The 24,209-nt window shown below is 56.8% G+C and carries 27 protein-coding genes and 1 pseudogene; 10 read left to right on the top strand and 18 right to left on the bottom strand.

Features of this window, described 5'->3' with window-relative positions:
* Positions 1-13 precede the first annotated feature (13 nt).
* Positions 14-1,312: an HD domain-containing protein gene (locus C772_RS00860; protein WP_035001091.1), complete on the bottom strand. Its 1,299-nt coding sequence runs from the start codon at positions 1,310-1,312 to the stop codon at positions 14-16.
* 212 nt (positions 1,313-1,524) lie between these two features.
* Here C772_RS00860 and C772_RS00855 point away from each other — a divergent pair, with 212 nt between their 5' ends.
* Complete coding sequence (locus C772_RS00855; protein ID WP_008296596.1) at positions 1,525-2,157, top strand: RsfA family transcriptional regulator; 633 nt, start codon at positions 1,525-1,527, stop codon at positions 2,155-2,157.
* A gap of 97 nt (positions 2,158-2,254) precedes the next feature.
* On the opposite strand, the gene C772_RS00850 is transcribed toward C772_RS00855, so the two are convergent.
* A complete protein-coding gene (locus tag C772_RS00850; RefSeq protein ID WP_008296595.1) occupies positions 2,255-3,097 on the bottom strand; it encodes a lipoate--protein ligase family protein in 843 nt (280 codons plus the stop codon).
* A gap of 207 nt (positions 3,098-3,304) precedes the next feature.
* Between C772_RS00850 and hemQ the strand changes: the two genes are divergently transcribed.
* On the top strand, positions 3,305-4,057 hold the full coding sequence (gene hemQ / locus C772_RS00845; protein WP_008296594.1) for a hydrogen peroxide-dependent heme synthase: 753 nt from the start codon (positions 3,305-3,307) through the stop codon (positions 4,055-4,057).
* A gap of 108 nt (positions 4,058-4,165) precedes the next feature.
* On the opposite strand, the gene C772_RS00840 is transcribed toward hemQ, so the two are convergent.
* Positions 4,166-5,023 (bottom strand): hypothetical protein, encoded by an 858-nt coding sequence (locus tag C772_RS00840; RefSeq protein ID WP_008296593.1) that lies wholly within the window; start codon positions 5,021-5,023, stop codon positions 4,166-4,168.
* 84 nt (positions 5,024-5,107) lie between these two features.
* Between C772_RS00840 and C772_RS00835 the strand changes: the two genes are divergently transcribed.
* Both C772_RS00835 and gerQ read left to right on the top strand, forming a co-directional pair.
* Positions 5,108-5,527 (top strand): cell wall hydrolase, encoded by a 420-nt coding sequence (locus tag C772_RS00835; protein ID WP_008296592.1) that lies wholly within the window; start codon positions 5,108-5,110, stop codon positions 5,525-5,527.
* A gap of 21 nt (positions 5,528-5,548) precedes the next feature.
* A complete protein-coding gene (gene gerQ / locus C772_RS00830; RefSeq protein ID WP_008296591.1) occupies positions 5,549-5,920 on the top strand; it encodes a spore coat protein GerQ in 372 nt (123 codons plus the stop codon).
* A 100-nt stretch (positions 5,921-6,020) separates the two neighbouring features.
* Here the strand turns inward: gerQ and C772_RS00825 are convergent, their stop codons facing one another.
* The 4 genes from C772_RS00825 to C772_RS00810 form a co-directional block, all read right to left on the bottom strand.
* Positions 6,021-6,401 (bottom strand): DUF423 domain-containing protein, encoded by a 381-nt coding sequence (locus C772_RS00825; RefSeq protein WP_008296590.1) that lies wholly within the window; start codon positions 6,399-6,401, stop codon positions 6,021-6,023.
* 22 nt (positions 6,402-6,423) lie between these two features.
* Positions 6,424-6,687: a YwdI family protein gene (locus tag C772_RS00820; protein ID WP_008296589.1), complete on the bottom strand. Its 264-nt coding sequence runs from the start codon at positions 6,685-6,687 to the stop codon at positions 6,424-6,426.
* A 79-nt stretch (positions 6,688-6,766) separates the two neighbouring features.
* Positions 6,767-7,450, bottom strand: a complete 684-nt coding sequence (locus tag C772_RS00815; RefSeq protein WP_008296588.1) for a uracil-DNA glycosylase — start codon at positions 7,448-7,450, stop codon at positions 6,767-6,769.
* Positions 7,451-7,455: 5 nt separating this feature from the next.
* Positions 7,456-8,175 (bottom strand): DUF4230 domain-containing protein, encoded by a 720-nt coding sequence (locus tag C772_RS00810; RefSeq protein ID WP_008296587.1) that lies wholly within the window; start codon positions 8,173-8,175, stop codon positions 7,456-7,458.
* Between the two features lie 204 nt (positions 8,176-8,379).
* Here C772_RS00810 and thiD point away from each other — a divergent pair, with 204 nt between their 5' ends.
* From thiD to C772_RS00790, 4 genes are all read left to right on the top strand, one after another.
* A complete protein-coding gene (gene thiD, locus C772_RS00805) occupies positions 8,380-9,213 on the top strand; it encodes a bifunctional hydroxymethylpyrimidine kinase/phosphomethylpyrimidine kinase (protein WP_008296585.1) in 834 nt (277 codons plus the stop codon).
* Positions 9,214-9,373: 160 nt separating this feature from the next.
* Positions 9,374-9,724 (top strand): YojF family protein, encoded by a 351-nt coding sequence (locus tag C772_RS00800; RefSeq protein ID WP_008296584.1) that lies wholly within the window; start codon positions 9,374-9,376, stop codon positions 9,722-9,724.
* A 13-nt stretch (positions 9,725-9,737) separates the two neighbouring features.
* Complete coding sequence (bshB2, locus tag C772_RS00795; protein WP_008296583.1) at positions 9,738-10,439, top strand: bacillithiol biosynthesis deacetylase BshB2; 702 nt, start codon at positions 9,738-9,740, stop codon at positions 10,437-10,439.
* A gap of 164 nt (positions 10,440-10,603) precedes the next feature.
* Positions 10,604-11,962 carry a YjiH family protein gene (locus tag C772_RS00790; RefSeq protein ID WP_008296582.1) on the top strand — a complete coding sequence of 453 codons (1,359 nt, stop codon included), beginning with the start codon at positions 10,604-10,606 and terminating at the stop codon, positions 11,960-11,962.
* A 281-nt stretch (positions 11,963-12,243) separates the two neighbouring features.
* Here C772_RS00790 and C772_RS00785 read toward each other — a convergent pair whose 3' ends face one another.
* Entirely contained in the window at positions 12,244-13,122 is an 879-nt protein-coding gene (locus C772_RS00785) for a GNAT family N-acetyltransferase (RefSeq protein WP_008296581.1), read from the bottom strand.
* Positions 13,123-13,213: 91 nt separating this feature from the next.
* Positions 13,214-14,164: an L-threonine 3-dehydrogenase gene (locus C772_RS00780; protein WP_008296580.1), complete on the bottom strand. Its 951-nt coding sequence runs from the start codon at positions 14,162-14,164 to the stop codon at positions 13,214-13,216.
* Between the two features lie 184 nt (positions 14,165-14,348).
* Here C772_RS00780 and C772_RS00775 point away from each other — a divergent pair, with 184 nt between their 5' ends.
* Entirely contained in the window at positions 14,349-14,996 is a 648-nt protein-coding gene (locus C772_RS00775; RefSeq protein WP_008296579.1) for a hypothetical protein, read from the top strand.
* Between the two features lie 24 nt (positions 14,997-15,020).
* A complete protein-coding gene (locus tag C772_RS16595) occupies positions 15,021-15,179 on the top strand; it encodes a S41 family peptidase (RefSeq protein WP_008296578.1) in 159 nt (52 codons plus the stop codon).
* A gap of 54 nt (positions 15,180-15,233) precedes the next feature.
* Here the strand turns inward: C772_RS16595 and C772_RS00770 are convergent, their stop codons facing one another.
* The 9 genes and pseudogenes from C772_RS00770 to C772_RS00730 form a co-directional block, all read right to left on the bottom strand.
* On the bottom strand, positions 15,234-15,521 hold the full coding sequence (locus C772_RS00770; protein ID WP_008296576.1) for a DUF6958 family protein: 288 nt from the start codon (positions 15,519-15,521) through the stop codon (positions 15,234-15,236).
* Positions 15,522-15,532: 11 nt separating this feature from the next.
* Positions 15,533-16,723 carry a glycine C-acetyltransferase gene (locus tag C772_RS00765; protein WP_008296575.1) on the bottom strand — a complete coding sequence of 397 codons (1,191 nt, stop codon included), beginning with the start codon at positions 16,721-16,723 and terminating at the stop codon, positions 15,533-15,535.
* A 50-nt stretch (positions 16,724-16,773) separates the two neighbouring features.
* Positions 16,774-17,088: a DMT family transporter gene (locus C772_RS00760; RefSeq protein ID WP_008296574.1), complete on the bottom strand. Its 315-nt coding sequence runs from the start codon at positions 17,086-17,088 to the stop codon at positions 16,774-16,776.
* Positions 17,088-17,429, bottom strand: a complete 342-nt coding sequence (locus C772_RS00755; protein ID WP_008296573.1) for a DMT family transporter — start codon at positions 17,427-17,429, stop codon at positions 17,088-17,090. Before C772_RS00755 ends, C772_RS00760 begins: the two co-directional genes overlap by 1 nt.
* A 101-nt stretch (positions 17,430-17,530) precedes the next feature.
* The gene (locus C772_RS00750) at positions 17,531-18,598 is read right to left on the bottom strand and encodes a hypothetical protein (RefSeq protein ID WP_008296572.1); all 1,068 of its coding nucleotides are present in this window, start codon (positions 18,596-18,598) and stop codon (positions 17,531-17,533) included.
* 91 nt (positions 18,599-18,689) lie between these two features.
* Positions 18,690-19,322, bottom strand: coding sequence for a YczE/YyaS/YitT family protein (locus C772_RS00745; RefSeq protein ID WP_008296570.1), 633 nt, complete (start codon positions 19,320-19,322; stop codon positions 18,690-18,692).
* A 34-nt stretch (positions 19,323-19,356) separates the two neighbouring features.
* Positions 19,357-19,844: pseudogene (ybaK, locus tag C772_RS00740) on the bottom strand (Cys-tRNA(Pro) deacylase).
* A 13-nt stretch (positions 19,845-19,857) separates the two neighbouring features.
* Entirely contained in the window at positions 19,858-22,032 is a 2,175-nt protein-coding gene (locus tag C772_RS00735) for a DNA topoisomerase III (protein WP_008296568.1), read from the bottom strand.
* Positions 22,033-22,243: 211 nt separating this feature from the next.
* The gene (locus tag C772_RS00730) at positions 22,244-24,208 is read right to left on the bottom strand and encodes a cation:proton antiporter (RefSeq protein WP_008296567.1); all 1,965 of its coding nucleotides are present in this window, start codon (positions 24,206-24,208) and stop codon (positions 22,244-22,246) included.
* Between the last annotated feature and the right edge of the window lies 1 nt (position 24,209).

Here is a 24,209-nt window from a genome sequence, read left to right as displayed (position 1 = left end):
TGCCCTCCCTATTTTATGTGTTCAAGATGCTTAGGATTTGTTGCCTGAGCACTTTTTTCTTTTTGCCTTCCCTGAGCATGTCTTCCGGGAAGTAGAGTTTATGGTCCGTGCGCCGCTTGCCGGATATGGCATCGACGATGTCGGACTCACGGGAAAGCTCCCGCAGTTCGCCGTCCCTCATCAGCAGATGGATCGGCAGCCGCTCCTCTTCCTCCCCCGGCCGGTAAAAATCATACGGCAGGTCGGACGAGGAATCGACGACAAGATAATAGTCCGGGTCGATCCCGGCTTTCCGGAACAGGGCATCCAGTTCGCCGAGCTTCCGGTATTCCTTGGCCGGGTTGAAATCGATGTACTGGAACAGACGCCGGTTCACGAACCGGTCACACAGGTCGGACAGGATCTCATCATCTTCCCGGATCCAAGTTTCAAAATAAGTCATAAGGATGTATTCATCCAGCGCAATATAATCAGCAAGGTCGTACGTCTTGTCGAAAAACGACTTAAAGTGGACAGGCTCCTGCTTGAACGTATACCCTTCTTCGCTCAAAACTTTCGCCCTCTGCAAAATTTTAACGAGAATCACTTCCGCCGAGCGGGACACCGGGTGGAAATAGACCTGCCAGTACATCTGGTACCGGCTCATGATATAGTCCTCCACCGCATGCATGCCGCTCTGCTTGATGACGGCCTGCTCTTCGGAGGGGCGCATGACGCGAAGGATCCGCTCCATGTCGAAATGTCCGTAGCTGACTCCCGTGAAATAGGCGTCACGCTGAAGATAATCCATCCGGTCGGCATCGATCTGGCTTGAGATCAGGCTCACGACCAGCTTGTCCGGATAGGTTTTACCGATGACGTCCGCCACTTTCCTCGGGAAATCCTCGCTGACACGGCGGAGGACCGAATTCACACCGGTATCCCCGAGCAGGATCTTCTGGGTGAACAGCTCATGATCAAGGTCAAACACCTTCTCGAAGGCATGGGAAAACGGCCCGTGCCCGAGGTCATGAAGCAGCGCCGCGCACAATGTCACGAGACGTTCCGAATCATTCCACTGCGGACGTCCGCTGAAACTGTCGTCAATGATGCGGCGGACAATCTCATAGACACCGAGCGAATGATTAAAACGGCTGTGCTCCGCCCCGTGGAACACGAGGTACGTCGTGCCGAGCTGATGGATGCGGCGGAGCCGCTGGAATTCCCTGGTCGCGATCAGATCCCAGATCACCTGGTCCCTCACGTGGATGTACCGGTGAACCGGGTCTTTGAACACTTTTTCTTCACTCAGTTTTTGTGTGGCATAGTCCATCATCTGGCACCTCCCGGAAACAGTGGGTCCTTCCAGTATACCACTGACCGGCGCCTGTTTGGAACGGTCGCCGGTCTCCTGATCCCTCCTAAAATCAAATCCGAAAAGATGCGCATTCTCCGACATTTCCAAATGGAACGGTATAAAACGCGGAGCCGCGGTGCAAACTGACACCAGGCAAACATTCTATGAAGATGGCAGGAGGTACACAAATGGTGAAAGTCAGACAGGATGCCTGGGTAGAAGAAAACGACCGGCTGCTTGCGGAAACAGTGCTGCGCCATGTACGCGAAGGAAGCACACAGCTTAACGCGTTCGAAGAAGCCGGTGATGCAATGAACCGGACGGCCGCGGCCTGCGGGTTCAGGTGGAACGCAGTCGTCCGTAAAGAATATGAAAAAGAGCTTGCCGAGGCGAAAAAAGAACGCAAGGCAAACCTGAAGGCGATGGGCAAGGATTTCCGCCGCAAGAATTCGGGACTTTATGTCGTACCGGACGGTGCGGAAGGCGAAGGACGGGCGGCAATCCGGCTGTCGAACCTCTCGCTGGATGTGGTGATCGCCTATCTGATGCGCCTGCAGCATACGAATCTCGCGGACCAGGAAACGATGAAGTGGAAGCATACTGCTGAAGCGGCGGAACGCCGTGTGGGCGAGCTCGAGAACGAAGTCGCGCGTCTTGCCAGGGAAAACGACGAAATCCGCGATGACTACGAACAGTTCGTCCAGATCATGAACCGTGCGCGCAAATTGGTCGCCTTCGAGGAGGACGAGAACTCATCGGCGGTCTTCCGGATGGAACAGAACGGAAATCTCGTGAACAACGAAGAGCAGCAGGCACACTGATGCCCCGGCTCCCGGAAATAGAAACGGCAAGGACACCATCGCCTCTGAATCAGGCGGCGGAGTCCTTGCCGTTTGTTCGGTTGATTAAGCGTCCGGTTCAGATGCCCACAAGGAGTTTTTCGTTCCGGTCGACGACGCGTTTCAGATAGTTCGCGTACAAATCGACTTCCTCCCCTTCGAGAAGGCTGTCCCGTACGTCTCCCGACAGTGCATGAAGCAGCCGGCGGACGCGGCTGTTCAGTTCCGTGACGGTGACCGGCTGGCCGAGCAGTTCGGTGAGCGATGCCATCACCTCCGGCCGGATTGCCGGATAGTCGAACTTCGTCTCCTCTCCCTTCAGCCCGGCCTCGTACATGTCGCCGATGAGCCGTGCACGCTCGGAGCCGCTTCCTTCCGCACACAGATAAATCTGGACGGCAATGCCGCCGCGCAGCCTGCGCTGTGATATGCCTGCGAATTTCCTGCCGCCGATGCTCAGGTCGTACGATCCGGGACAATAGGAACCGACGATCTCATAAGCTTCAATCCGGTCCGCCGCTTCGGGCAGCAGCATGCGGATAAACTCAAGCATGACTTCGTAGCCTGCCGGGATGTCAATCGCCCGGCCCTTTTCGGACAGCGCGATCGTAATGTTCAGGATGCCTTCATCGAGGACGACGGCAAGGCCTCCGGAATTCCGGACGATCGGCCGCCAGCCGTTTAGCCTGAGCAGTTCCGTCGCATCCTCGATATACGGCAGCCGGTGGTCCTGGATGCCGAGGACGATGGTCCGGTCATGCACCCAAGTGCGTACGGCCGGCAGGCTTTTCTGCTGGCCGACGACGTGGCAGAGCGTGTCGTCCATGGCGAACGATTCGAGGGCGGAGCGGCCGAGACCGCTCACCGACTGGTCGATGAACCGCCAGGCCGGCTGCCGGAGAAGATTAAGCGTTTGATCCATAGCAATGTCTCCCATATATCTGATCCGTCCGCCCGGAACCTGCCGGACTGGGTACGGTTTTTCATTCCAGTGTCAAGCATACACAAAAAGCGGCCAAACAGAAAACCGGGACTTTTTCACAAATCGGTGACACGGGGGCTTGCCTGCGGACCGTGCCTGCCTTCTGTGATAGACTGAAGCCATATGATCCCAAAGGAGTGTTTCCACATGAACGAAGCTGCAATCACACTGGACGGCTGGTATGTCCTCCACGACTTCCGCTCGATGGACTGGGCATCGTGGAAGGCCGTTCCTGCAGAAGAACGGAAAGCGGCAACCGATGAGTTCATCGCTTACCTCGATAAGCTCCAGAAAGCCGATGACGAAAAGACGGGCAGCCATGCCTTCTATACAGTGGTCGGCCAAAAGGCGGATTTCATGCTCATGACCCTTCGCCCGACGATGGATGAGCTCCAGCAGCTGGAGGCCGAGTTCAACAAACTCGCAATTGCGGACTACACGATTCCGACGTACTCCTACGTCTCGGTGGTCGAGCTGTCCAACTACCTGGCGAAGGAATCGGACGAAGACCCTTACCAGAACCCGTATGTCCGCGGACGCCTTTACCCGGAACTTCCCCGCTCTCAGTATGTGTGCTTCTATCCGATGGACAAGAAGCGCGAAGGCGAAGACAACTGGTACATGCTCGACATGGAAAAGCGCCGCGAGCTGATGAAGAGCCACGGCATGATCGGACGCGGCTATGCAGGCAAGGTCAAGCAGATCATCTCAGGGTCCGTCGGCTTCGACGACTACGAATGGGGCGTCACGCTCTTCTCTGACGATGTGCTCCAGTTCAAGAAGCTCGTCTATGAAATGCGCTTTGACGAAGTAAGCGCGCGCTACGGCGTCTTCGGCTCGTTCTTCGTCGGAACCATCCTCCGGGGCGACGAACGCGACTCCTTCTTTAATGTAAATTAAGCAAGAAATGCCCGACTGCCATCTCTTTGGCAGCCGGGCATTTTTGTTGCAGGTATGCCGAATGGTGATACTCTCCCTCCGGGCTCCTCCATCCCCACGGATACAGCCTCAGCGCTTCAGATAATCCGCAAATTCCTCTTCAAGCGTCATCGCATCCCAGTCGGTGAGGGCGGCATCCATGCCGCGAAGTTCCGCACGGTGCTCGATAAAGTCATCCGCGATATAGTAGCCGAGGCGCGGGATGCCGTGGCGGGTTCCGCCCGACAGGCGGAACCACTCTTTTTCCTTTCCTTCATTCCAGCCGGTCTTCATATTTTCAAGAAAGGCTTCATGCAACTTTCTCCTGTTCGCCATGTAGAAACCGTAGCCTTCCTCGCCGAGCGCTCCAAAAGAGATATAGTCCGGCCGGCCCCTGCCCGGGACTGCCAGCTTGGACAGGTAAGTGGCCCCGCCTTCCGATACAAGCGTGACGAGCGGATGGCTCCAGTCGACCTCCCGCCACCAGGCTTCTCCCGAAGCTTTGGCACTTATGCGGTGGTGGACGACATGGCCAATCTCATGGGCCGCGACTAGACGAAGATTATCCGGTTCGGAAGAAAGCATTTCAAGCGCGTAAAACACTTCGTCCTTGTTCGGGCCCGCCACAAATGCGCTTGATCCGAAGGCACCGACAAACAGGTGATGGTCATTGTCCGGATCGATTCCGGTCAGGCCGCGGTAAATGTCACGCACATTTTCGATCTCCTCGGGAAGCCGCTGGCCCGCACGTGAAATGTCTTCCGTCTTGGCCGGATACTGCTCGATCGCCCGGATCAGCCGCTCGTCCGTTTTTGGACAGTAATCCGGGAAGTACACCCCGAAAATTTCGGGGTACCGGGAAAAGTAATCCAGCAGTCCGTCCTTTGTCTTCAGTTCCCCTCTGTCCAGCCGCTCCATGAACTCATAGACCGTGTTGTTGATCGCCAATCGAATTCTCCTCCCGTCCAAATCTGCATATATGGAATGTACCCCCCTCCCTCCTCATATAGTCATTAGCGAGGGGGTCAGACGATGGCGGTTGTACGAGCAACTGAAAAAGAAGTGCAGCTGCTGGCGCGGCTGATGCGCGCCGAAGCAGAGGGAGAAGGAAATCTCGGAATGCTGATGGTCGGAAACGTCGGAGTCAATCGGGTCCGCGGCGACTGTCTGGATTTCAGGGACATCCGAACCATCCAGCAGATGGTCTTCCAACGGCCCGGCGGTTTCGAAGCAACAACGAAAGGCTACTTCTATCAGCGCGCCCGCGAACAGGACATCCGCCTGGCCCGCCGGGTCATCAACGGGGAACGGTTCCACCCGGCAACCCGCTCACTCTGGTTTTTCATGCCTGAGGGAGCGTGTCCCGCGCAGTGGTGGAACCAGTGGAACACTGGCCGCTTTAAGTCGCACTGCTTCTATTCGCCGTCCGAAAGTGATTGCCCTACAGTATAAGTGAGAGAAAGGTGGAACAACATGGTCCAATACTACTGGAATCCGAATTACCGGCCGATGCCGATGCAGCCGGTCCAGCAGCCCCAGCAACAGGTGATCCCTCCGCAGGTGACGCTGCCGACGGCCTCCCGCCAGCCCCAGGGTGAAGAATCCTACATTGAGAACATCCTCCGGATGAACCGGGGGCAGCCGGGCACGTTCCATTTCTCGTTCGAGCACGGTGACCGGCAAACGACTACAAAGTCGGTACGGGGATTTGTAGAAGCGGCCGGACGGGATCATGTCATCCTGAGGGAAGCGCGCACCGATCACCGCTTCCTGTTCCCGATGATTTACTTTGACTACGCGGAATTCGACGAAGAGCTCAACTACTTCGACCAGACTCCGAGATAACAGGAAAGAGCCATCCGGCGGGGATGGCTCTTTTCATGTTCGCGGATCACCCGTCAACCAAAGCCGGCCACCGTAAAAAACGGCGGCCGGACTGGTAGGCTTATCCGACATGTTTGACGGCTGCAATGATCACCATGATCCATCCGGCGATAAAGGCGACGCCGCCGATCGGTGTGATGGCGCCGAGAATGCCGATCTGCGTTAGCGCAAGCACATAGAGGCTTCCTGAGAAGATGACGATACCCGCCAGCATCAGCCAGCCCGCCCAGTTCAGCTGGGACACAGCACCAAGGAGTGCCTGGCTCTGCAGGATGCCGATCAGGATCAGGCCGAGCGCATGGTACATCTGGTACCTGGCCGCCGTCTCCCAGATGGCGATGTAATGATCAGTTACCTTGCCCTCCAGTCCATGTGCGCCGAATGCACCCATTCCAACCGAAATCAGTGCGTTCACCGCACCCGCTATCAAAAAGAACTTCACTGCTTTCCCCTTCTTTCAGCGATTAAAAGTCGAAGATGGAGTCGCCGTTGGCACCGTCCTCTTCACGCTTTGGCGGTGCGGGAGGAATGCCCGGCGTTTCTGCCGGTGCTGCAAGCGGCACCGGCTTCACTTCCGGCATCCGGCTTTGCGTCCTGCTGCCGAGCGCCGCATCGGACAATGCGCGAATGGCGGCAAGCGACTCCCGCTGCGCTGCCGGGTCGCCTGTGCTTCTGGCAGCGCGCAGATGACGCTCCATCTCTTCGAGGATCCGTTCAACCGGAATCATCCGATCCCCTCCATTCCGTTAGAGTGTATCATACCTAAAATCGCCTGTTTTCTGCCGATCCGCACAATCCCGTGACAATTCACCGTGCGATCGTTCGGCACCAATCAATCTCTTTTTCGCCCCACTCCCTCAGATAGGCATTCGCACGGCTGAACGGCCTGCTTCCGAAAAAGCCCCGCTTTGCGCTAAGCGGGCTCGGATGCGGTGATTCGATGACCGCATGCCGCTCCGAGTCGATCAGTTTTTTCTTTTCCTGTGCAGGGCGTCCCCAGAGAACGAACACGATGGGCGCCTCGCGCTGTGACAGCTTCCGGATCACTTCATCGGTGAGCGTTTCCCATCCTTTTCCGCGATGGGAGTGCGCCTCTCCGGAGCGAACCGTGAGCACGGTGTTCAGCAGCATGACACCCTGCTGCGCCCAACCGGTAAGCGTCCCGTCCTCAGGGATGCCGCAGCCGATGTCCTGCTCCAGTTCCTTGAACACATTGCGCAGGCTAGGCGGTTTCCGGATGCCTTGTTTCACGGAGAAGCTGAGGCCGTGCGCCTGGCCGGGCCCGTGATACGGATCCTGGCCGAGGATGACCACCCTGACCGACTCGTACGGCGTCAGCTCGAACGCTGTCCAGATGTCGTTCATCGGCGGATAGATTTCCCGGCCGGCATATTCCTCTTTGAGGAACTCACGAAGCTCCAGGTAGTAGGGTTTGGCAAACTCGTCCCCGATCACGTCCTGCCAGCTATTGTCCAAGATTTCCTTTGCCATATCAGTCACTCCTTGAACTCAACTTGTACGTCATAGCCCGAGAACGAGTACAATTGCTTCAGAGTCTTTACTGCATTCTCTTTGGCCTGGTTGAGAACGCCCTGCTCAGTCGCCTCCTCGATCATCATCTCCTGGGCCTCTCCCGCGAGATCGTACCCTTTCTGGATATCCGGAGGGTCGCGGAACAGCCCTTCATGAGAAAACACTTCCATCTCATCAAAACGGATTTCGGGCTCCCCCAGGAACTCCGGCTCCGGCACGACGAGTGTTACTGTCTGGGCATCCTCATCAATCGTTATATCATCTTCTTTTATTTTGCCGAAGTCGATGCCCGCCTTGACCGATCCCGGGATAATCACGAGAAACTCGCGCTTGGTCCCCGGAATATCAATGCCGAGACTCATTCCGAACAACTCATTATCCGACTCATCGATGATCACTTTTGTATAGGCTTCTGCCGTCACAAGTTCGCTCAGCTCCTGTACTCTCTCGACGACGGCTCCCTTTTGTTCGGTAAACGTACTGCCGCCGGTCAGCATCCGAAGCGCGACCACCGGGAGGATGACCGCAAGCAGGAGAAGAGGAACCGCAATCCACAGAAATCCCTTTAGCGCACGGCCCCGCCGCTTCCCGCCTCGCACCACCGCCGGTGCATCCCAGGTTTCCTCCACCGTGACCGCGCTTTCCTCTTCGGCGCGGCCTTTTTTATTTTTTCCTCCAGCCATTTCCTCTCTCCCCTCTCCCTCCGATTGGTTGATTCTTTCATTCTTCTACAATACCCGATGTCCGCCGCTTCACGCACGCGGGGCGCGGCGAATCGTGAGATCGCCGGCATCTCTTGATGGGGAAATTAATTTTTCGTAAAGTGTGCATTTTATTTGTTACAATAAGAACATTCGAATTAACTATCCATAAAGGAGCCCTGACTTATGACACTTAAGAAGACACTCACAATCGCAGGATCCGATACATCGGGCGGCGCCGGCATCCAGGCCGACCTGAAAACTTTCCAGGAACACGGAACATACGGCATGACCGCGCTTACCGTCGTTGCGACGATGGACCCGGACAACAACTGGAGCCACGGTGTCTATACGCTTCCGATCGACGTCCTGAAAGCCCAGCTCAAGACGGCGCTTTCCGTCGGCATTGATGCGGTGAAGACCGGCATGCTGAGCACCGAAGACGTAATCCGCACGGCTGGCGAAGGCATCCGCGAAACCGGCACGGACCATGTCGTCATCGACCCGGTCATGGTGTGCAAGGGCGAAGACGAAGTCCTGAACCCGGGCACAGTTGACGCAATGATCGAATACCTGCTTCCGCTCGCGGAAGTCGTCACGCCGAACCTGTTCGAAGCCGGCCAGCTGTCGGGCCTCGGCAAGCTGACAACCATCGACGACATGAAAAAAGCCGCAGAGAAGATCCACGATCTCGGCTCGAAGAACGTCGTCATCAAGGGCGGCAAACAGCTCCAGCATGACAAGGCTGCCGACCTCTACTATGACGGTTCCAAGTTCCTGCTTCTTGAATCCGAAAAGCAGGACACGCTCTACACTCACGGCGCCGGCTGCACATTCGCCGCTGCCATCACAGCGAATCTCGCAAACGGCCTTGGCGTTGAGGAAGCCGTCGTCGATGCGAAAAAGTTTGTCGCCGCTGCAATCGCACATGGCTGGAAACTGAACCAGTACGTCGGCCCGGTCCTCCACGGTGCCAAAAACCAGCACGGTCCGGCAGAAGTTACCGTTACAGATATCTGATGCAAGCCCAGACGGCCGGGATTCCCGGCCGTTTTTTGACGTGCAAAGCAGAAAATCTGCCAAATGCATCCGCAAACCTTACCGAAAAGCGCCCATTTCGCATTCCCGGCTGATGTTCTTTATACTGAATACGATATAGGTAACTGAAGGAGGCCTGAATATGGAAAAAGTGAACCCCGAACAACTTCAGCGCCTCATCGATTCGTTCGCCGGCAAGGAGCTCTACATCCATCTGGAGACGACGAACGGTTCGTATGCGGCCCATTTCAACGAAGGATTTTTTAACGCCGGCGCCTTCATCCGAAATGCCCAGATCCGCTTTGAACTGGGCAAGGTTGCCGGCGAAGCCCCGCACCGCGTCGGGCTGAAATTGCCTTACGGCTGGGTGTACGCACAGGGCATCACCCACTATGAACTCGATGAACACGGACGCCTGCTCATGGCCGGGCTCGACGGCAGCGGAAAACTCGCCGTTGCGCTTGAACTGAGCGAGACGCCGTTCGCATACTAAGGAGGGAAACGATATGGCTGTAAAGATTGAAAAAGAACGCAGTGTCCTCGTCGTCTTCCCTCACCCGGATGACGAGGCTTTCGGCACATCCGGGACGCTCTCCAAATATGTCGACATGGGCGTTCCGGTCACCTATGCCTGCCTGACACTTGGCGAGATGGGACGCAACCTCGGCATTCCGCCATTTGCCACGAGAGAGACACTTCCCGAAGTCCGAAAAAAGGAGCTCCAGGCTGCCGCGGACGCCATCGGCATCAAAGACCTCCGCATGATGGGCTTCCGGGATAAAACAGTTGAATTTGAAGACGATGAAAAGATGGTCCAGCTCATCAGCGGGCTCATCGACGAACTGGACCCATCTCTCATCATCACGTTTTATCCGGGATACTCCGTTCACCCTGACCATGAAGCGACCGCCCGTGCGGTCGTCCGCGCGGTTCGCAGGCTGCCGGAGGAAAAGCGGCCGAAACTCTACCTCGTCGCTTTCGCGAACGATACGGAAGAAGGCCTTGGCATGCCTGATATCGAGCATGAAGTTGCCGATATGCTCGACAGGAAAATCAAGACACTGAAGGCCCATGCTTCACAGACGGGCTATATGATCCATGATCTCGAGAAGGCAATCGCCGCCGGTGAAGCCGAGGCTATCGAACGATTTGCAAAGGAACGCTTTTATCGCTATCGCTGGCATGATGATTTCGAAGAATCCTTTTGACGGCACACCCTCTCCCTGCTATTGTGGGGAGGGGGATTTTTTGTGCCGGAATTGGCTGAATTCACTTTCATTTGCAGGGGGATTTACTTATTCACCAGAGTGAATTATTATGTAAAAAAGTGAATGTCAAAATCGGTAAAATTAATATTGGGGGATAATAAAAAATGCAGAAAACAAGTGCATCGACATGGACATGGTTCCTGATCCCGTCGATCATCGGGGTCTTCCTGTTTATGATTCCGATCAAATATGACGGCGAATGGGTGGTTCCGATTGCCATCCTCGCCAACTGGCTGGCGGGCATCGTCACTCCGTTCATTACGTGGGTGGCCGTCGCGGTCCTTCTGATTGCGGCCGCCGGTTCGGTCTTTATGCTGTTTGTTCCGAAAAAAGAATCCACAGAGCGCGGATTCTGGGAGAATCTGTTCGGTGTCACGCCTTTCTGGACCGTTGTCCGGGTCATCGGTGCCATTTTCGCAGTGATGACCGCATTCCAGCTTGGTCCGGAAGCCATCTGGAGCGGCGGCACGGGCGGTCTTCTCCTCGACCCGGCGGAAGGGCTCGTCACGTTCCTCTTCACGATCTTCGTTTTCGCAGGACTCCTGCTGCCGCTGCTCATGAACTTCGGGCTGCTGGAATTCTTCGGTACGATGATGGTCAAGATCATGCGCCCGCTGTTCAAGCTTCCGGGGCGCTCTTCCATCGACGCGCTCGCCTCTTGGGTCGGGGACGGCACAATCGGCGTCCTCCTTACCGATAAGCAGTATCGGGAAGGGCATTATACAAAGAAGGAAGCGTCCATCATCGCCACGACCTTCTCCGTCGTCTCGATCACCTTCTCGATCGTCATCATCGGGACTGTCGGCATGTCCGCCTATTTCCTTCCCTTCTATGGAACGGTCGTGCTGACCGGCCTGATCCTCGCACTGATCATGCCGCGCATTTATCCGCTATCCCGAAAGAAGCAGGAGTATGCCGATGGCCGTCCGTTCACGGGTGAGGAGGAAAAAGTGCCTGCAGGCTACAATTCCTTCACTCATGGTCTTGAAAATGCCCTGACAAAGGCACATGCCAACCGGGACATCGGAAAGACACTCAAAGACGGTATGAAGAATGTCCTGGATATGTGGTTCGGCGTCATTCCGGTCGTCATGGCATTCGGTACCATTGCGCTTATCGTGGCTGAATACACAAGCTTCTTCCAGATCATCGGGAAGCCGTTTGAGCCGTATCTGGCGCTTCTTCAGATTCCGGAGGCCGCCGCTGCCGCTCCGCTCATGATCGTCGGATTCGCGGACATGTTCCTGCCTTCGATCCTGGCAGCGGGCACGATCGTTTCCGAAGTCACCCTCTTCACTGTGGCTGTCATCTCGGTCGTCCAGCTGATCTATATGTCGGAAGTCGGGGGCCTGATCCTCGGCTCCAAGATCCCTGTCAACTTCTTCGAGCTGTTTGTGATCTTCCTTCTCCGGACGGTGATCGCCCTGCCGATCGTCGCATTGATCGCCCATATGCTGTTCTGACTGTGAAAAAACCGCCCTTCCCTCGGAAGCGGCGGTTTTTTCATGCTGAATATTATTGGATTGGGTTTTTCCACCTGGGCCCGATTTGAAGCCCATAACTCGTTGCGTAGTACGAAGCTTTCCGCCATAGTACGAGAATGCCTTCCATAGTACGAATCCGGCCCACGTAGTACGATATATCATTCCGTGGTACGAAACTGCCCTTCCTGGTACGAATTTCGTGTTCCTCGCTACGAAACCGGCCTCTTACGATTTCAACGCCCGCATATTGCCTGCCCGGCTCAGCCCAATTCCAGCCGGTAGGCGTTCATCCGGTGTAGACGCTCAAAGCCCGCTGCTTCGTAGAGGCCGAGTGCCGCTTCGTTATCCGCCCCGACAGTGAGGCGCACTTCCTTGATTGAATCATGGCGGAACAAGTCGGTGAGACCCGCCTGAAGAAGCTTTGTCGCAAGCCCCTGCCGGCGGTATGCCTCCCCGACCGCGAGAAACTCGATGCTTCCCTCTCCATGGATCGGGTCCGCCTCGGTGTAGACATATCCTCTTATATCTGTTTCCCCGTCCGGTATGACCAGGAGCCGGTGGTTGTCATCACGGAGACCCAGAATTTCCTCCGCAGACAGGTAGGTACCCGGGAATGCCCGATCATGCATAGAACGGAATTCCTTTTCGTGCCGTTCTTCCGCCGGAATAGCCTGATGGTCACCGACGGTCGCAATTCCCGGCTGTGCCCGCAGAATCAGGTGACGGCCGGCATGGTCCGCGCCGATGGATTCGGCCATTGCCGACACATCGGTATTTTCCTCGTTTACGAAAAACAGGAATTCCCTTACATCATTCAAGCTTTGCAGAGCCTTGCTCCACATCGGCATGGCCACTTCCCTGAATGAAAGATCCTCACTGACAAACGGTCCCCACACTTCCGCAATCCCATCGTCACTGTCGATGTCGAAGCCGACCGCACCGACGATTCGCCCTTCTTTTTCCGCCATGAAAAATGACTGTTCAAATCCCGTATCGGAAAAGTCATGCTCCAGCGTATGCCGGATCTCCTTTTCCTCCCCGCCGCAGAATCCGATATGATTCGTGCGGTGGCTGTTTAGTGCTGCTATGAACGTTGCAGCCTCTCCGGCATCCCGTGCCGCCCTCACCAGGATGTTCATCATGCCGCCCCCTTTTCCCCTACTTTACACATTGTGGGCAAGGCATTCATCCCCCAATCAAAAAACCGCCGGGCACCCGGCGGTTCTCCAATCATTTCTTCAGTTTGCCCTTCAGCTTCTCCAGCATGTCGGCAGTCATCGATTCAAGGTCATACTTGGCCTCGAATCCCCATTCCGCAATGGCGGCTGACGGATCGATCGAGTCCGGCCAGCTTTCGGCGATCGCCTGCCGTTCCGGGTCAACGTCATAAGTAAGCCGGAAATCCGGCATATGTTTCCGGATCGCCTTTTCGAAATCGGAAGGTTCCACGCTCATCGCGGTCACATTGAACGCATTCCGGTGGATCAGCTTCGCAGGGTCGGCCTCCATCAGGTCGACGATGGCCTGCAGAGCGTCCGGCATATACATCATGTCCATATATGTGCCTTCTGCGATGAATGATGCATACTCGCCTTCTTCAATCGCCTTGTAATAGATGTCGACGGCGTAGTCGGTCGTTCCGCCGCCGGGAGGCGTCACATACGAGATGAGTCCCGGGAACCGGACGCCCCGGGTGTCGACGCCGAATTTCTCGAAATAATAGTCGCAGAGCAGTTCCCCGGACACTTTATTGACGCCGTACATGGTCGTCGGGCGCTGGATCGTGTCCTGCGGCGTGTTTTTCTTCGGTGTGCCCGGGCCGAAAGCGCCGATCGAGCTTGGCGTGAAAAACTGGAGGTCCAGCTCACGTGCGGTCTCGAGCGCGTTGACAAGTCCGCCCATATTCAGGTTCCAGGCGAAAAGCGGATTTTTCTCGGCTGTCGCTGACAGGAGTGCGGCCATGTGGATGATGGTATCGGCACCAAACGATTTGGCGAGCTCATGCATTCGTTTGCCGTCCGTGACGTCCAGCTGCTCGAATGGTCCGTCCGGCGAAGGCCCGGTCTCAGGCAGCCGGATATCTGTTGCGAGAATTTGCTCCGGACCATACAGATTCCTCAGTTTTCCCGTCAGTTCCGAGCCGATCTGGCCCAGTGCACCGGTCACCATGATCTTCTTCATTTCCGTCACTCCTATTCATCCATTTGTATTTACAGCGTGGACAATTCATTGTATTGAAACACTGATGTTACTGCAATTCGATGTTCACTATTATAATTTGTATTCACTGTAAGTACAACCGCGGATTACTTTTCCCGAAAGCTCAGTATTGGTATAATAATGAAAAAACAGAGGAAGTGCCGTTTTGATTGCAATCATACAATTTCTGATGCTTCTGGCCATCCTCGTGCTGGCGGCACTGCTGCTGATCTGGCTCGGCGCACCGTTCTGGCTTACGGTGCTCGTGCTTGCCGCCCTGTACATGACGCTGACCACCGTGCCGACGCTGGTTCTGTCATACAAGTCGAAGAATCTGCGGGCGATCGACCGGTTCCTGTTGCGGAATTCCCGGAAGCCGATCTATAAGTATGCCTATTCGGTGGCACACGGGACTGATGACGAAATCCGTGCTTCACTGAGGGAGATCATGAACCGGTATAAGCAGCCTGACATCCACCACGTCTACGGCGCCCTTCATGCCGTGACGGAAAAGGACGTTGACGGCGTTTTGTCCCATGCGGAGAAGATCGGCAGCGAGCCGATGCAATCGTATTATGACGCATACGGACATGCCCTGAACGGGGAGTATGACGAGGCAGAACAAGCCCTATCCCGCATCCCTGAAGGCTATGCCTGGATGAAGCATGCCATAAGGGCGGTCATGGCGAACCGCAAAGGCGACCGTGATGCATTCCGCAAAGAAGCGGGCGCGGCAAAGGCTGACGCCGGAGGCATCCAGTATTACCTTCTGCACCACAATTTCAGGAAGATGGAGGAACCGGCTGCTCATTAAAAAACATACAGGAGGATGATTGCCATGCTGCTTGTCGAGAACACAGCCATCGAACTGAAGGACGGCCGCCGCGGGCTGATTGTGGACGTTCGGGACAATGGGGAATCCATCCAGTATGATGTCGAAATGGGAGACGGGGAGATTGTGACCGTTTTTGCCGAAGAAGTGAACCGTCCGGTCTGAGCCGGACACGGAAAAACCGCCAGGACACCGGCAATGCCGGATTCCTGGCGGTTTTCATATGCGTCTGATCTGCTGCCTGCCGTCCCGCTCAAAGCGCTCCAGTTCTCCCCTCGCCTCGAGGTCGAGCTTGACGGCGGTGATGTACCAAGTCGTCTTGCCGTCAAAATGGGAGAGCCGTTTCGGGGCTCGTTCGGTCAGGTCGATAAATGAGATTTCACCGGATGCTGCCACCTCATCAAGGATTGCCATCCGTATGGCGTCATAGCGTCTCTTCAGGATTTTCGCGCCTTGCTTGCCTTCCGGGTGAAGCAGCTGGATCTGTTCTTCGTCCCGCTTTTTCAAGGGATCCCTCCTCAGCCGATGACACCCAGTTCCTTGCCGACTTTTTCATAGACAGCGAGTGCTTCGTCGAGCATCTCTTTCGTGTGGGCGGCCGTCGGCATGTTGCGGACCCGTCCTGTGCCTTTCGGGACGGTCGGGAAGACGATCGATTTCGCGTAGACGCCCTCTTCCATCAGACGCTTCGAGAACTGCTGTGCCAGTTTTTCTTCGCCGATGATGCACGGCGTAATCGGCGTTTCAGAGTTGCCGATGTCGAAGCCAAGCTTTTTCAGGCCGGCCTTCAGGTAGTCGCCGTTTTCCCACAGCTTGTCCACGAGCTCGTCGGATGCCAGCAGCTTGTCCACCGCGCCGATGACCGCCGCGACGTCTCCCGGTGTCATCGCCGTCGAGAACAGGAACGGGCGGGAACGGACTTTCAGCCAGTCTATCAGCTGCTGCTTCCCGGCCACATAGCCGCCGACCACGCCGATCGCCTTGGAAAGCGTGCCGATCTGGAAGTCGATCTCCTTTTCCAGGCCGAAGTGCTTGACGGTGCCCTTTCCGCGGCCCATCACGCCGGATCCGTGCGCATCATCCACATAAGTGATGAGGTCGAATTCTTTCGCGATCTGGACTGCATCCGGCAGGTTGGCGACATCGCCGTCCATCGAGAACACGCCGTCCGTGATATACATGACTTTATTGTACTGGCCGGACTCCGTCGCTTCCTTCGCTTTCTTGCGGAGGTCGTCCATGTTCTGGTGGTTCACACGGATGATTTTCGCGCGGGACAGCCGGCAGCCGTCGATGATCGACGCGTGGTTCAGCTCATCGGAGAGAATCGCGTCATTTTTGTCCATCACCGCGGAAATGGCCGCCATATTGCAGTTGAATCCGGACTGATAAGCGATTGCCGCTTCGGTTCCCTTGAACTCGGCAAGCTTTTCCTCAAGGCGCACATGGATATCGAGCGTGCCATTGATGGTACGGACTGCGCCTGCACCGACTCCGTACTTGTCGACGGCATCCTTTGCCAGCTTTTTCAGGCCTTCGTCCGTTGCAAGGCCGAGATAGTTGTTCGAGCTGAGGTTGACGAGGTCTTTTCCGCCGACCTTGATCGTCGGCCCGTTCGGCCCTTCTACCGGATCGATTTCATTGTAGAGCCCCGCTCCCCGCAGCTCCTGCAGATTTTCTTCGAGAAATTGGTCCAAAATTTTCGCCAAAGGAATCTTCCTTTCCGACACGTGATTGACTTCATTTTAACACAGCGCCCTCAGCTGAACAGCTTCAGGCCGGCCGCCCCCGCGATGATGAACGAAATGAACAGGAGCCGACGCCATCCCGCGGGCTCTTTGAAAAACAGGATGCCCATCAATACTGCACCCGCGGCTCCAAGCCCTGTCCAGATTGCATAGGCGGTCCCCATCGGGATCTCCCGCATGGCGAGAGATAATAGGACAAAACCGAGCCCGAATGAAACGATGAGCGGGATGAGCCGCCACCATTTTTTGTCTTTCAGATAGAGATTGATGAACATGACGCCGAAGATTTCGCCAAAACTGGCGAGCGCCAGGAATACCCAGGCCATCACGGCTCACCTCTTTCCGGTTCCTGCTTGCCGTCCCCGTCTGTCAGCTTGATGCCGACCACGCCGGCAAGGATAAGGGCGATGAAAAACAGCTTGACCGGCGAGAACGGCTCGCCGAAGACGATGATGTCAACGAGCACGATCGCCGCTGCCCCAGAACCCGTGAAGACCGCGTAGACCGTACCGGAAGGAAGTCTCTCGCAGGCCCTGATGATGAAGTAAAAACTGAAGATGATGGCAATTGCCGTCCCGGTCCATTCGAGGGCACTGTCAGAGTAGGATAAGCCGACCACCCAGAACACCTCGACGACGGCAGCGAAGAATACATACAGCCATGCCACCGGCCGTCACCTCTTTCCATACTGCTATTGTTTCCACTTTAACAGAACGGGGCCGGCCCCACATAGAGAAACCGCCCGGGGGAACTTTCCCGGGCGGTTCTTCACAACTGTTCTCTGATCATCCTGATTTTCTCTTCCCACCGCTCCTGGTCGATGGCGCTGTCCATCCTCGCCCGGATGGCGTGGATGTCCCTCACATGGGCATTCATGTACGCGCGGGCGTCCAGCATGGCTTCCCGGTAGACCGCTTCGATTTCAGCCGCCTTCTCCTCCAGCAACTCATCGTCTCGGCACATTCCGAGCATGTCGACGATCTCATCGCCGTCCCGCTCCGGTCCGTATTCATGCGGCTTGGTCGCGTCGAATACGCAGACGGAAAGCTCCGGCAGGACGATCAGGTCGACGCTTCCCGGATCGAGTGCGCACCATCCGTAAATCACATCGAGGCCGCGGGCTTCCGCCTGCTTGCCGAGCTTCTTCATCATCGTGGACTTCCCCGTCCCGGGATGCGCCTTGATGAGAAGCCGGCGCTTCAGCCCTTTTGTGACCGAGTCGAAAAAGTCCTGCGCCCCCTCAGCGGTCAGCGTGCCGATGTACCGGTTGGCGACAGACGATTCCTTGTTTAGCGACAGGTCGCCGAACAGGGATTCCGAAAGGCTGGAGGACAGTTTGTCCGCAAGCTCCCAGGACATCCGTGCCCGGTTCGCCTCTTCCCACCGATCGTGCAGTTCCTTGGCCTGCCGGAGGGACGCAAACGTTTTGCCGAGGGCTTCGTCAGCCCTTTCCGCCGTCTCACGGATAAAACCGTGCTGCAGCCGGAGACGGTCCTCATCATAACCGTCGTAAAAGGTCACCACCCGGTGTGCCCCTCCGAGATGCACAGGTTCGAGCGATACCGGATGGGAAGCCTGGACAAACAGAATCCCCGGCTTTACCACATGGACGGCATCCAGCCCGTCCGGTGTGAGCGGGTCGTGGAAAAGCTCCACATCCCAACCGCGCTTCACATAATACTGTGCGACCTCCCTCAGAAGCACGGATAAAGCCCCGGTAGGCGGGGCCTTCAGCAGGAATGCCTTGGATGCGCCCGAAAGCAGTTCCCTGTAACTGTGCCGGATCCCCTCTGACGTGTAGGCCGTGCTCATATAGGATGTGATGGTCCCGTTCAAGCGATCACCCTTTCCTCTTGACGGCACAGTATATGCGGAACGAACGTGAAAAAGCACGGCGGGGACATCCCCCTGCCGTGCCTTTTCCGGTTTACCCGGCGGTCGCTTCCTCTCTTGCTCCCGACTGCCGTTCGAGCAGGCCCCTGAAGTAAGGAATGGTGAACTGCAGCAACTGCCCGAAGAACAGGACGATGATGACCGTTCCGATGCCGACCGGCCCGCCGATCAGCCATCCCGCCAGTGCAACGGAAGCCTCCAGGACGGTCCGGACCGTCTTCACGCTCCAACCTGTTTTCTCCATCAGGACCAGCATGAGTGTATCCCTTGGGCCGGCCCCGATGCCGGGCGATACATACATTCCGAGACCGACTGCCTGCACCGCGATACCGGCCAGGAATACCGAGGTCTGTCCGGCGAGTGAATGAACATCCGGCAGGATCCAATTAAATAAATCGATGAATGATCCAATCAGGACCATATTGATCCATGTACCGATCTGCGGCAGCCTGCGCAGGTAGATGGACGTCGAGACAACGATAAAGAGCCCGGTCAGGATTGACCATGTGCCGATCGTCAGCCCCAGCTGCATGAACAGGCCGACATGAAGTACATCCCATGGATTGATCCCGAGCATGGAACCTTTGATCGTCAATGTGATTCCGAGAGCCAGAAGCAGCTGGCCAGCCAAAAAGAATGTCCATCTTAGAGCCTGGAAGCGTTGCATGCAGGCACCTCCCCTCTATTCCCCCGCTTGCGGATCATTTGCGGAGCGGCACGAAGACCGCGTCAGCGGCCTTCGCAAGCGCAGCCGGTGTGAGTTTCATCTGGAGCCCGCGCTTTCCTGCGCTTACAATCATCCGGCCGAGTGCCCGGGCCGATTCATCGATGAACGTCGGGAAGGCTTTCTTCATGCCGACCGGCGAACATCCGCCCCGGACATATCCCGTCACATCGGTCAGGTCGCGCAGGTGCAGCATCTCGATCTTTTTCTCTCCCGCCGCCTTCGCCGCCTTTTTCAGGTCAAGCTCGCCTGCGACAGGAATGACATAAACGAAGTACTTCCCCGTTCCGGCAGTGGCGACTAGCGTTTTATAGACAGTCTCCTCCGCCTGGCCGGTCTTTTCCGCAACCGAAACGCCGTCAAGCTGTCCGTCATCCTATCGTATTCAATCAGTTCATAATCGGCCTTTTGCCGGTCCAGGATACGGACGGCATTTGTCTTCTGGATCTTGTCCTTTTTGCCCAAACCGGACACCCCTTCAGTCTTGGTCGCCGAGCAGTTTTTTCAGCTGGTCTGCCAGCGCCGTATTCACCGGCTCTTCGTCCTGCTTTTTCATGTACTTCTGAACGTCGCGCTTGGACACTTTCCCTTTGTTCGTCTTTGCCTTGCGCTTTTCGAACGCGGACAGCTTTTCGCGGTAGCCGCAGCGGCAGGTGAAGATCCGTCCTTCTCCCTCCCCGCGCAGTTCAAGCTTTTTGTGGCAGTTCGGGCACCGGGCGTTCGTCAGCTGGGAAACCTTCTGGCGATGACCGCACTCGCGGTCCTGGCACACGAGCATCTTGCCGCGCTTGCCGTTCACCTCGAGCATCGGCTTGCCGCAATCCGGGCACATCTTGCCGGTGACGTTGTCGTGCCTGAACTTCTTCTCGGAAGCTTTGACTTCCGAGACGGCCCGCCTGGCAAATCCGGTCATCTCTTTCATGAATTCTTTCTTAGAGAGCCGGCCTTTCGCGATTTCGGTGAGCTTCTGCTCCCATTCGCCGGTCAGTGCCGGGGACTTCAGATCTTCCGGGACCAGCTCAAGCAGCTGGCGTCCCTTGGATGTCGTATAGATGTCGTTGCCCTTCTTCTCGATGACGAACGAGTTGAACAGCTTGTCGATAATGTCTGCCCGTGTCGCGACCGTTCCGAGTCCGCCCGTCTCGCCGAGCGTCCGGATCAGCTCTTTGGATTCGCCTGCCATGAACTGCGCAGGGTTCTCCATCGCAGCGAGGAGGGTTCCTTCATTGAAGCGTGCCGGCGGCTTTGTCTGGCCTTCCGTCATCGAGAACGCGCGGATGCCGAGTTTTTCCCCTTTTTCAAACGGCGGAAGTGTCTTGTCGTCTTCCTCTTCCGCGTCCAAACCATAGACGGCGCGCCAGCCTTCGTCGATGATCGTCCTGCCCTTTGCGTGAAACCGTTGGTCGCCGGCCCCAAGAACTGCGGTAACTGCTTCGTACTTGTACGGGCCCGAGAAGACGGCGATGAACCGCTTCACGATCAGGTCGAACAGCCTTTTCTCGCCGTCTGACATCCGCTCAAGGATCGCCGGCTCCTCTGTCGGGATGATCGCATGGTGGTCGCTGACCCTGGCGTCATCAATGACCCCTTTTTGCGGCTTCGGGCTGCCCTTTTTTAGGATGGCCGCAATGTCCTTCCGGTACGGAGCGAGGCGCACGGCTTCCAGCCGGTCCTTCAGTGTCGACGCCATGTCGGAGGTGAGGTGCTTGGAATCAGTCCGCGGATAAGTGACCGCCTTATGCGACTCGTAGAGTCCCTGCAAGGTATTCAGGGTTTCTTTCGCAGACCAGCCAAAGCGTCTGTGTGCTTCCTTCTGCAGTTCCGTCAGGTCAAAGAGCTGCGGGGCCGGCTGGCTTTTCGGCGTGCGCTTCACTTCTTCGATGACACCTTCACGGATGTTCTCGAGCTTTCCGAGAAGCGACTCCGCCTCCCCTTTGTCGAACGTTCGGCCGTCTCCCGACTTGGCCGTCCACTTGAACCTGCCGGAATCGGTGAGCGCATCAATTCCATAGAACGATTTCGGCCGGAACTCCCTGATCTGCCGCTCCCGCTCCGCAATCATCGCAAGCGTCGGCGTCTGAACACGTCCCGTCGACAGCTGCGCATTGTGCTTCACGGTCAGGGCCCGCGTCGCGTTGATCCCGACGACCCAGTCCGCTTCGGCACGCGCTTCGGCCGCTTCGAACAGGTTTTCATACTCGCGTCCGTCCTTCAGGTTGCGGAAGCCGTCTTTGATCGCCCTGTCGGTGACCGAAGAGATCCAGAGCCGTTTGACCGGCTGGCTTGCCTTTGCTTTTTCCAGAATCCAGCGGGCGACCAATTCACCTTCGCGGCCGGCATCGGTCGCAATGATGACTTCCCGGATGTCACCGCGTTTCAGGAGCGCCTTGACGGCGTTGTACTGTTTGGTCGTCTGCCGGATCGGCATGAGCTTGAACGGCTCGGGCAAGATCGGCAGATCCTCCATTTTCCACTCCTTGTATTTCGGGTCGTACTGCTCAGGGTCGGCCTGTGTCACAAGATGGCCGAGCGCCCATGTGACGACGTAATCCTTTCCTTCCAGTGCGCCGTTCCGTTTATCGTTGCATCCGAGCACGCGGGCAATGTCCCGCGCGACGGACGGTTTTTCTGCCAATACCAATGATTTGGACAATGTGCGTCCACTCCTCTCATACGTACTGATTATACAAGACCGGCGGCCGGATTTCATCGGGCACGGCAGGATGGATAACGTGTGGTGCAAGGTTTCCTGTAAGTCCGAATTCCCCCCGCTAAGTCCGATATCCTCGCTGTAAGTACGAATCCACCGTGCTAAGTCCTGATAAGAAAAGCCGGGAGCGTTTCTGCTCCCGGCCGTGATTGCTTTATTTAAGTGCCGATTCCGGCACGGGGCCCGGAATCGGCGGTTTGCCGCCGTTTCCGTCCCCGCCTGCCGGATCGTTGCCGTTCAGGCGCTTCTCGATCTGTTCCTTGCTGGCGGATGCTTTTCCGTCAGTCTTGACTTCCAGCTTTTCCTTTACCTTCTCGACCGTCTTGTCGGGCGGGCTCAGGGAGACGACAAGGTCGCCCGGCTCCGCTGCCAGCTCCGTTCCCGGCGAGAAGAAGTCGACCCGGCCGTCTTTTCTCAGGATGTACAGGAGAACCGGGCTCTCATCCCGCTCGCGGAGGTACTGTGTGTACTTGTAGCGTTCCGTGATCGGGGTCTTCCGGATCACATGGCCGTTCCGGATCCGCGAATCCAGCACACCCACAGGTACCGCCGGCTCAAAGAGGAACCTGCCCGGCGAACGGACGAGCCGGACGCTGTCCACGCCGTAGCGCTTCGGGTCCCCCTTCAGGCCGGAACGGAAGACGAACGACGGGCCGAAGTCATGAACGAAGTCGCTGCAGATATGAGCATTGTACATATCCATATGGGTCATCGACAGCAGGTTCTGGTAAGGCGCCAGGTCATATCTGTAATCCACCTGCTCGGACAGGATGTCACCCGAAAGCACTTTGATGCCCGCCTTGCGCGCCTCGAAGACATCGTTCCAGGCGTCGGTCATGATGGCGACCGGCTTGCCGTCTTCCTTGATCGAGGCGGCAAGCTTTGCGATAAATGGCCCGCCGCCGACAATCAGGGCGCCGGAGTTGTCCGCTGCGACAAGGTTCAGTTTCTTGGCGAGCGGCCCGAGTGTGAAACCGTGCACGACAACCGTGCCGAAAACAAGCGCGAATGTCAGTGCCGTCAGAAGTTCTGCATCCTCGTAGCCCTGGTCCAGCAGGATGGTCGCAAAGTAGCCGGAGACCGTGAGTGCGACAATCCCGCGCGGCGCGATCCAGCCGACGAGTGTGCGCTCCTGCCTGGTCAGGTCGGTGCCGATGGTCGACAGCCAGATTGACAGCGGCCGGACAACGAACAGTGTCGCGAGGACGAAGGCGATGATCCGGGGCTCGAAGATGGCAAGCAGCGTATCCACCGACAGCGAAGCCGTCAGCATCACGAAAATGGCGGAAACGAGAAGAACCGTGATGTTTTCCTTGAAATGCCGGATATCCTCGATTGAGGACAGATGCATATTCGCCATTGCGACCCCCATCACGGTGACCGCGAGCAGCCCGGTCTCATGCATGATCTCATCAGACACGACAAAGACCAGCAGCACTGCCGCAAACAGCACCGGGGACTTCAGAAATTCCGGGACTTTGTCTGCCTCGAACATCTTTCCGAGCGCCCAGGCGAAGAACCAGCCGAGCAAACCCGCGAAAGCCGAGGCCGCAAAGAAGATCAGGATGCCCGCGCCGGTCAGGTCCCCCTTCAGAAAGCGGATGGTCTCGAATGCAAACAGCGCAAGCAGTGCGCCGAACGGGTCGACAATAATCCCTTCCCATTTCAGGATGGCCCCGACCCGCGGCTTCAGCTTTGCCTGCCTGAGGAGCGGGAGGATGACCGTCGGCCCCGTAACAATGAACAGGCCCCCGATGACGAACGCCACTTCCCAGCTGAGTCCTGCCACATAGTGCGCGGCGAGCGAACCGAAAATCCAGGCAAGAAACGCCCCGATTGTCACGATGCGCCCGACCGGACGGAAAAATCCGCGGATTTCCCGCACGTCGAGATTCAGGCTCCCCTCAAACAGGATGATCGCCACCGCGATCGAAATGATCGGGCCAAAAAAGTCTCCAAGCTGCTGTTCGGGATTCAGCAGCCCGAGCAGCGGTCCAAGCAAAAGTCCCGCAATGGACATGACGACAATTGCCGGAAGCCGGAGACGCCAGGCCAGCCACTGTGATCCGATTCCCAGTGCAACAATCGCCATGAAGGAGAACAGGAATGAATCGAACATG

It is taken from the genome of Bhargavaea cecembensis DSE10, assembly GCF_000348905.1.
GTDB classification, from domain to species: Bacteria; Bacillota; Bacilli; order Bacillales_A; family Planococcaceae; genus Bhargavaea; species Bhargavaea cecembensis.
Note: the sequence above shows the minus strand (reverse complement) of the source record. Positions and strands in the feature narration are given on the sequence as shown.

Coding starts and splice junctions, on each gene's coding strand:
- C772_RS00860 (WP_035001091.1), bottom strand. CDS start 1,312: ATGGACTATGCCACACAAAAACTGAGTGAAGAAAAAGTGTTCAAAGAC.
- C772_RS00855 (WP_008296596.1), top strand. CDS start 1,525: ATGGTGAAAGTCAGACAGGATGCCTGGGTAGAAGAAAACGACCGGCTG.
- C772_RS00850 (WP_008296595.1), bottom strand. CDS start 3,097: ATGGATCAAACGCTTAATCTTCTCCGGCAGCCGGCCTGGCGGTTCATC.
- hemQ (WP_008296594.1), top strand. CDS start 3,305: ATGAACGAAGCTGCAATCACACTGGACGGCTGGTATGTCCTCCACGAC.
- C772_RS00835 (WP_008296592.1), top strand. CDS start 5,108: ATGGCGGTTGTACGAGCAACTGAAAAAGAAGTGCAGCTGCTGGCGCGG.
- gerQ (WP_008296591.1), top strand. CDS start 5,549: ATGGTCCAATACTACTGGAATCCGAATTACCGGCCGATGCCGATGCAG.
- C772_RS00820 (WP_008296589.1), bottom strand. CDS start 6,687: ATGATTCCGGTTGAACGGATCCTCGAAGAGATGGAGCGTCATCTGCGC.
- C772_RS00815 (WP_008296588.1), bottom strand. CDS start 7,450: ATGGCAAAGGAAATCTTGGACAATAGCTGGCAGGACGTGATCGGGGAC.
- C772_RS00810 (WP_008296587.1), bottom strand. CDS start 8,175: ATGGCTGGAGGAAAAAATAAAAAAGGCCGCGCCGAAGAGGAAAGCGCG.
- thiD (WP_008296585.1), top strand. CDS start 8,380: ATGACACTTAAGAAGACACTCACAATCGCAGGATCCGATACATCGGGC.
- C772_RS00800 (WP_008296584.1), top strand. CDS start 9,374: ATGGAAAAAGTGAACCCCGAACAACTTCAGCGCCTCATCGATTCGTTC.
- bshB2 (WP_008296583.1), top strand. CDS start 9,738: ATGGCTGTAAAGATTGAAAAAGAACGCAGTGTCCTCGTCGTCTTCCCT.
- C772_RS00790 (WP_008296582.1), top strand. CDS start 10,604: ATGCAGAAAACAAGTGCATCGACATGGACATGGTTCCTGATCCCGTCG.
- C772_RS00785 (WP_008296581.1), bottom strand. CDS start 13,122: ATGAACATCCTGGTGAGGGCGGCACGGGATGCCGGAGAGGCTGCAACG.
- C772_RS00780 (WP_008296580.1), bottom strand. CDS start 14,164: ATGAAGAAGATCATGGTGACCGGTGCACTGGGCCAGATCGGCTCGGAA.
- C772_RS16595 (WP_008296578.1), top strand. CDS start 15,021: ATGCTGCTTGTCGAGAACACAGCCATCGAACTGAAGGACGGCCGCCGC.
- C772_RS00760 (WP_008296574.1), bottom strand. CDS start 17,088: ATGGCCTGGGTATTCCTGGCGCTCGCCAGTTTTGGCGAAATCTTCGGC.
- C772_RS00745 (WP_008296570.1), bottom strand. CDS start 19,322: ATGCAACGCTTCCAGGCTCTAAGATGGACATTCTTTTTGGCTGGCCAG.
- C772_RS00730 (WP_008296567.1), bottom strand. CDS start 24,208: ATGTTCGATTCATTCCTGTTCTCCTTCATGGCGATTGTTGCACTGGGA.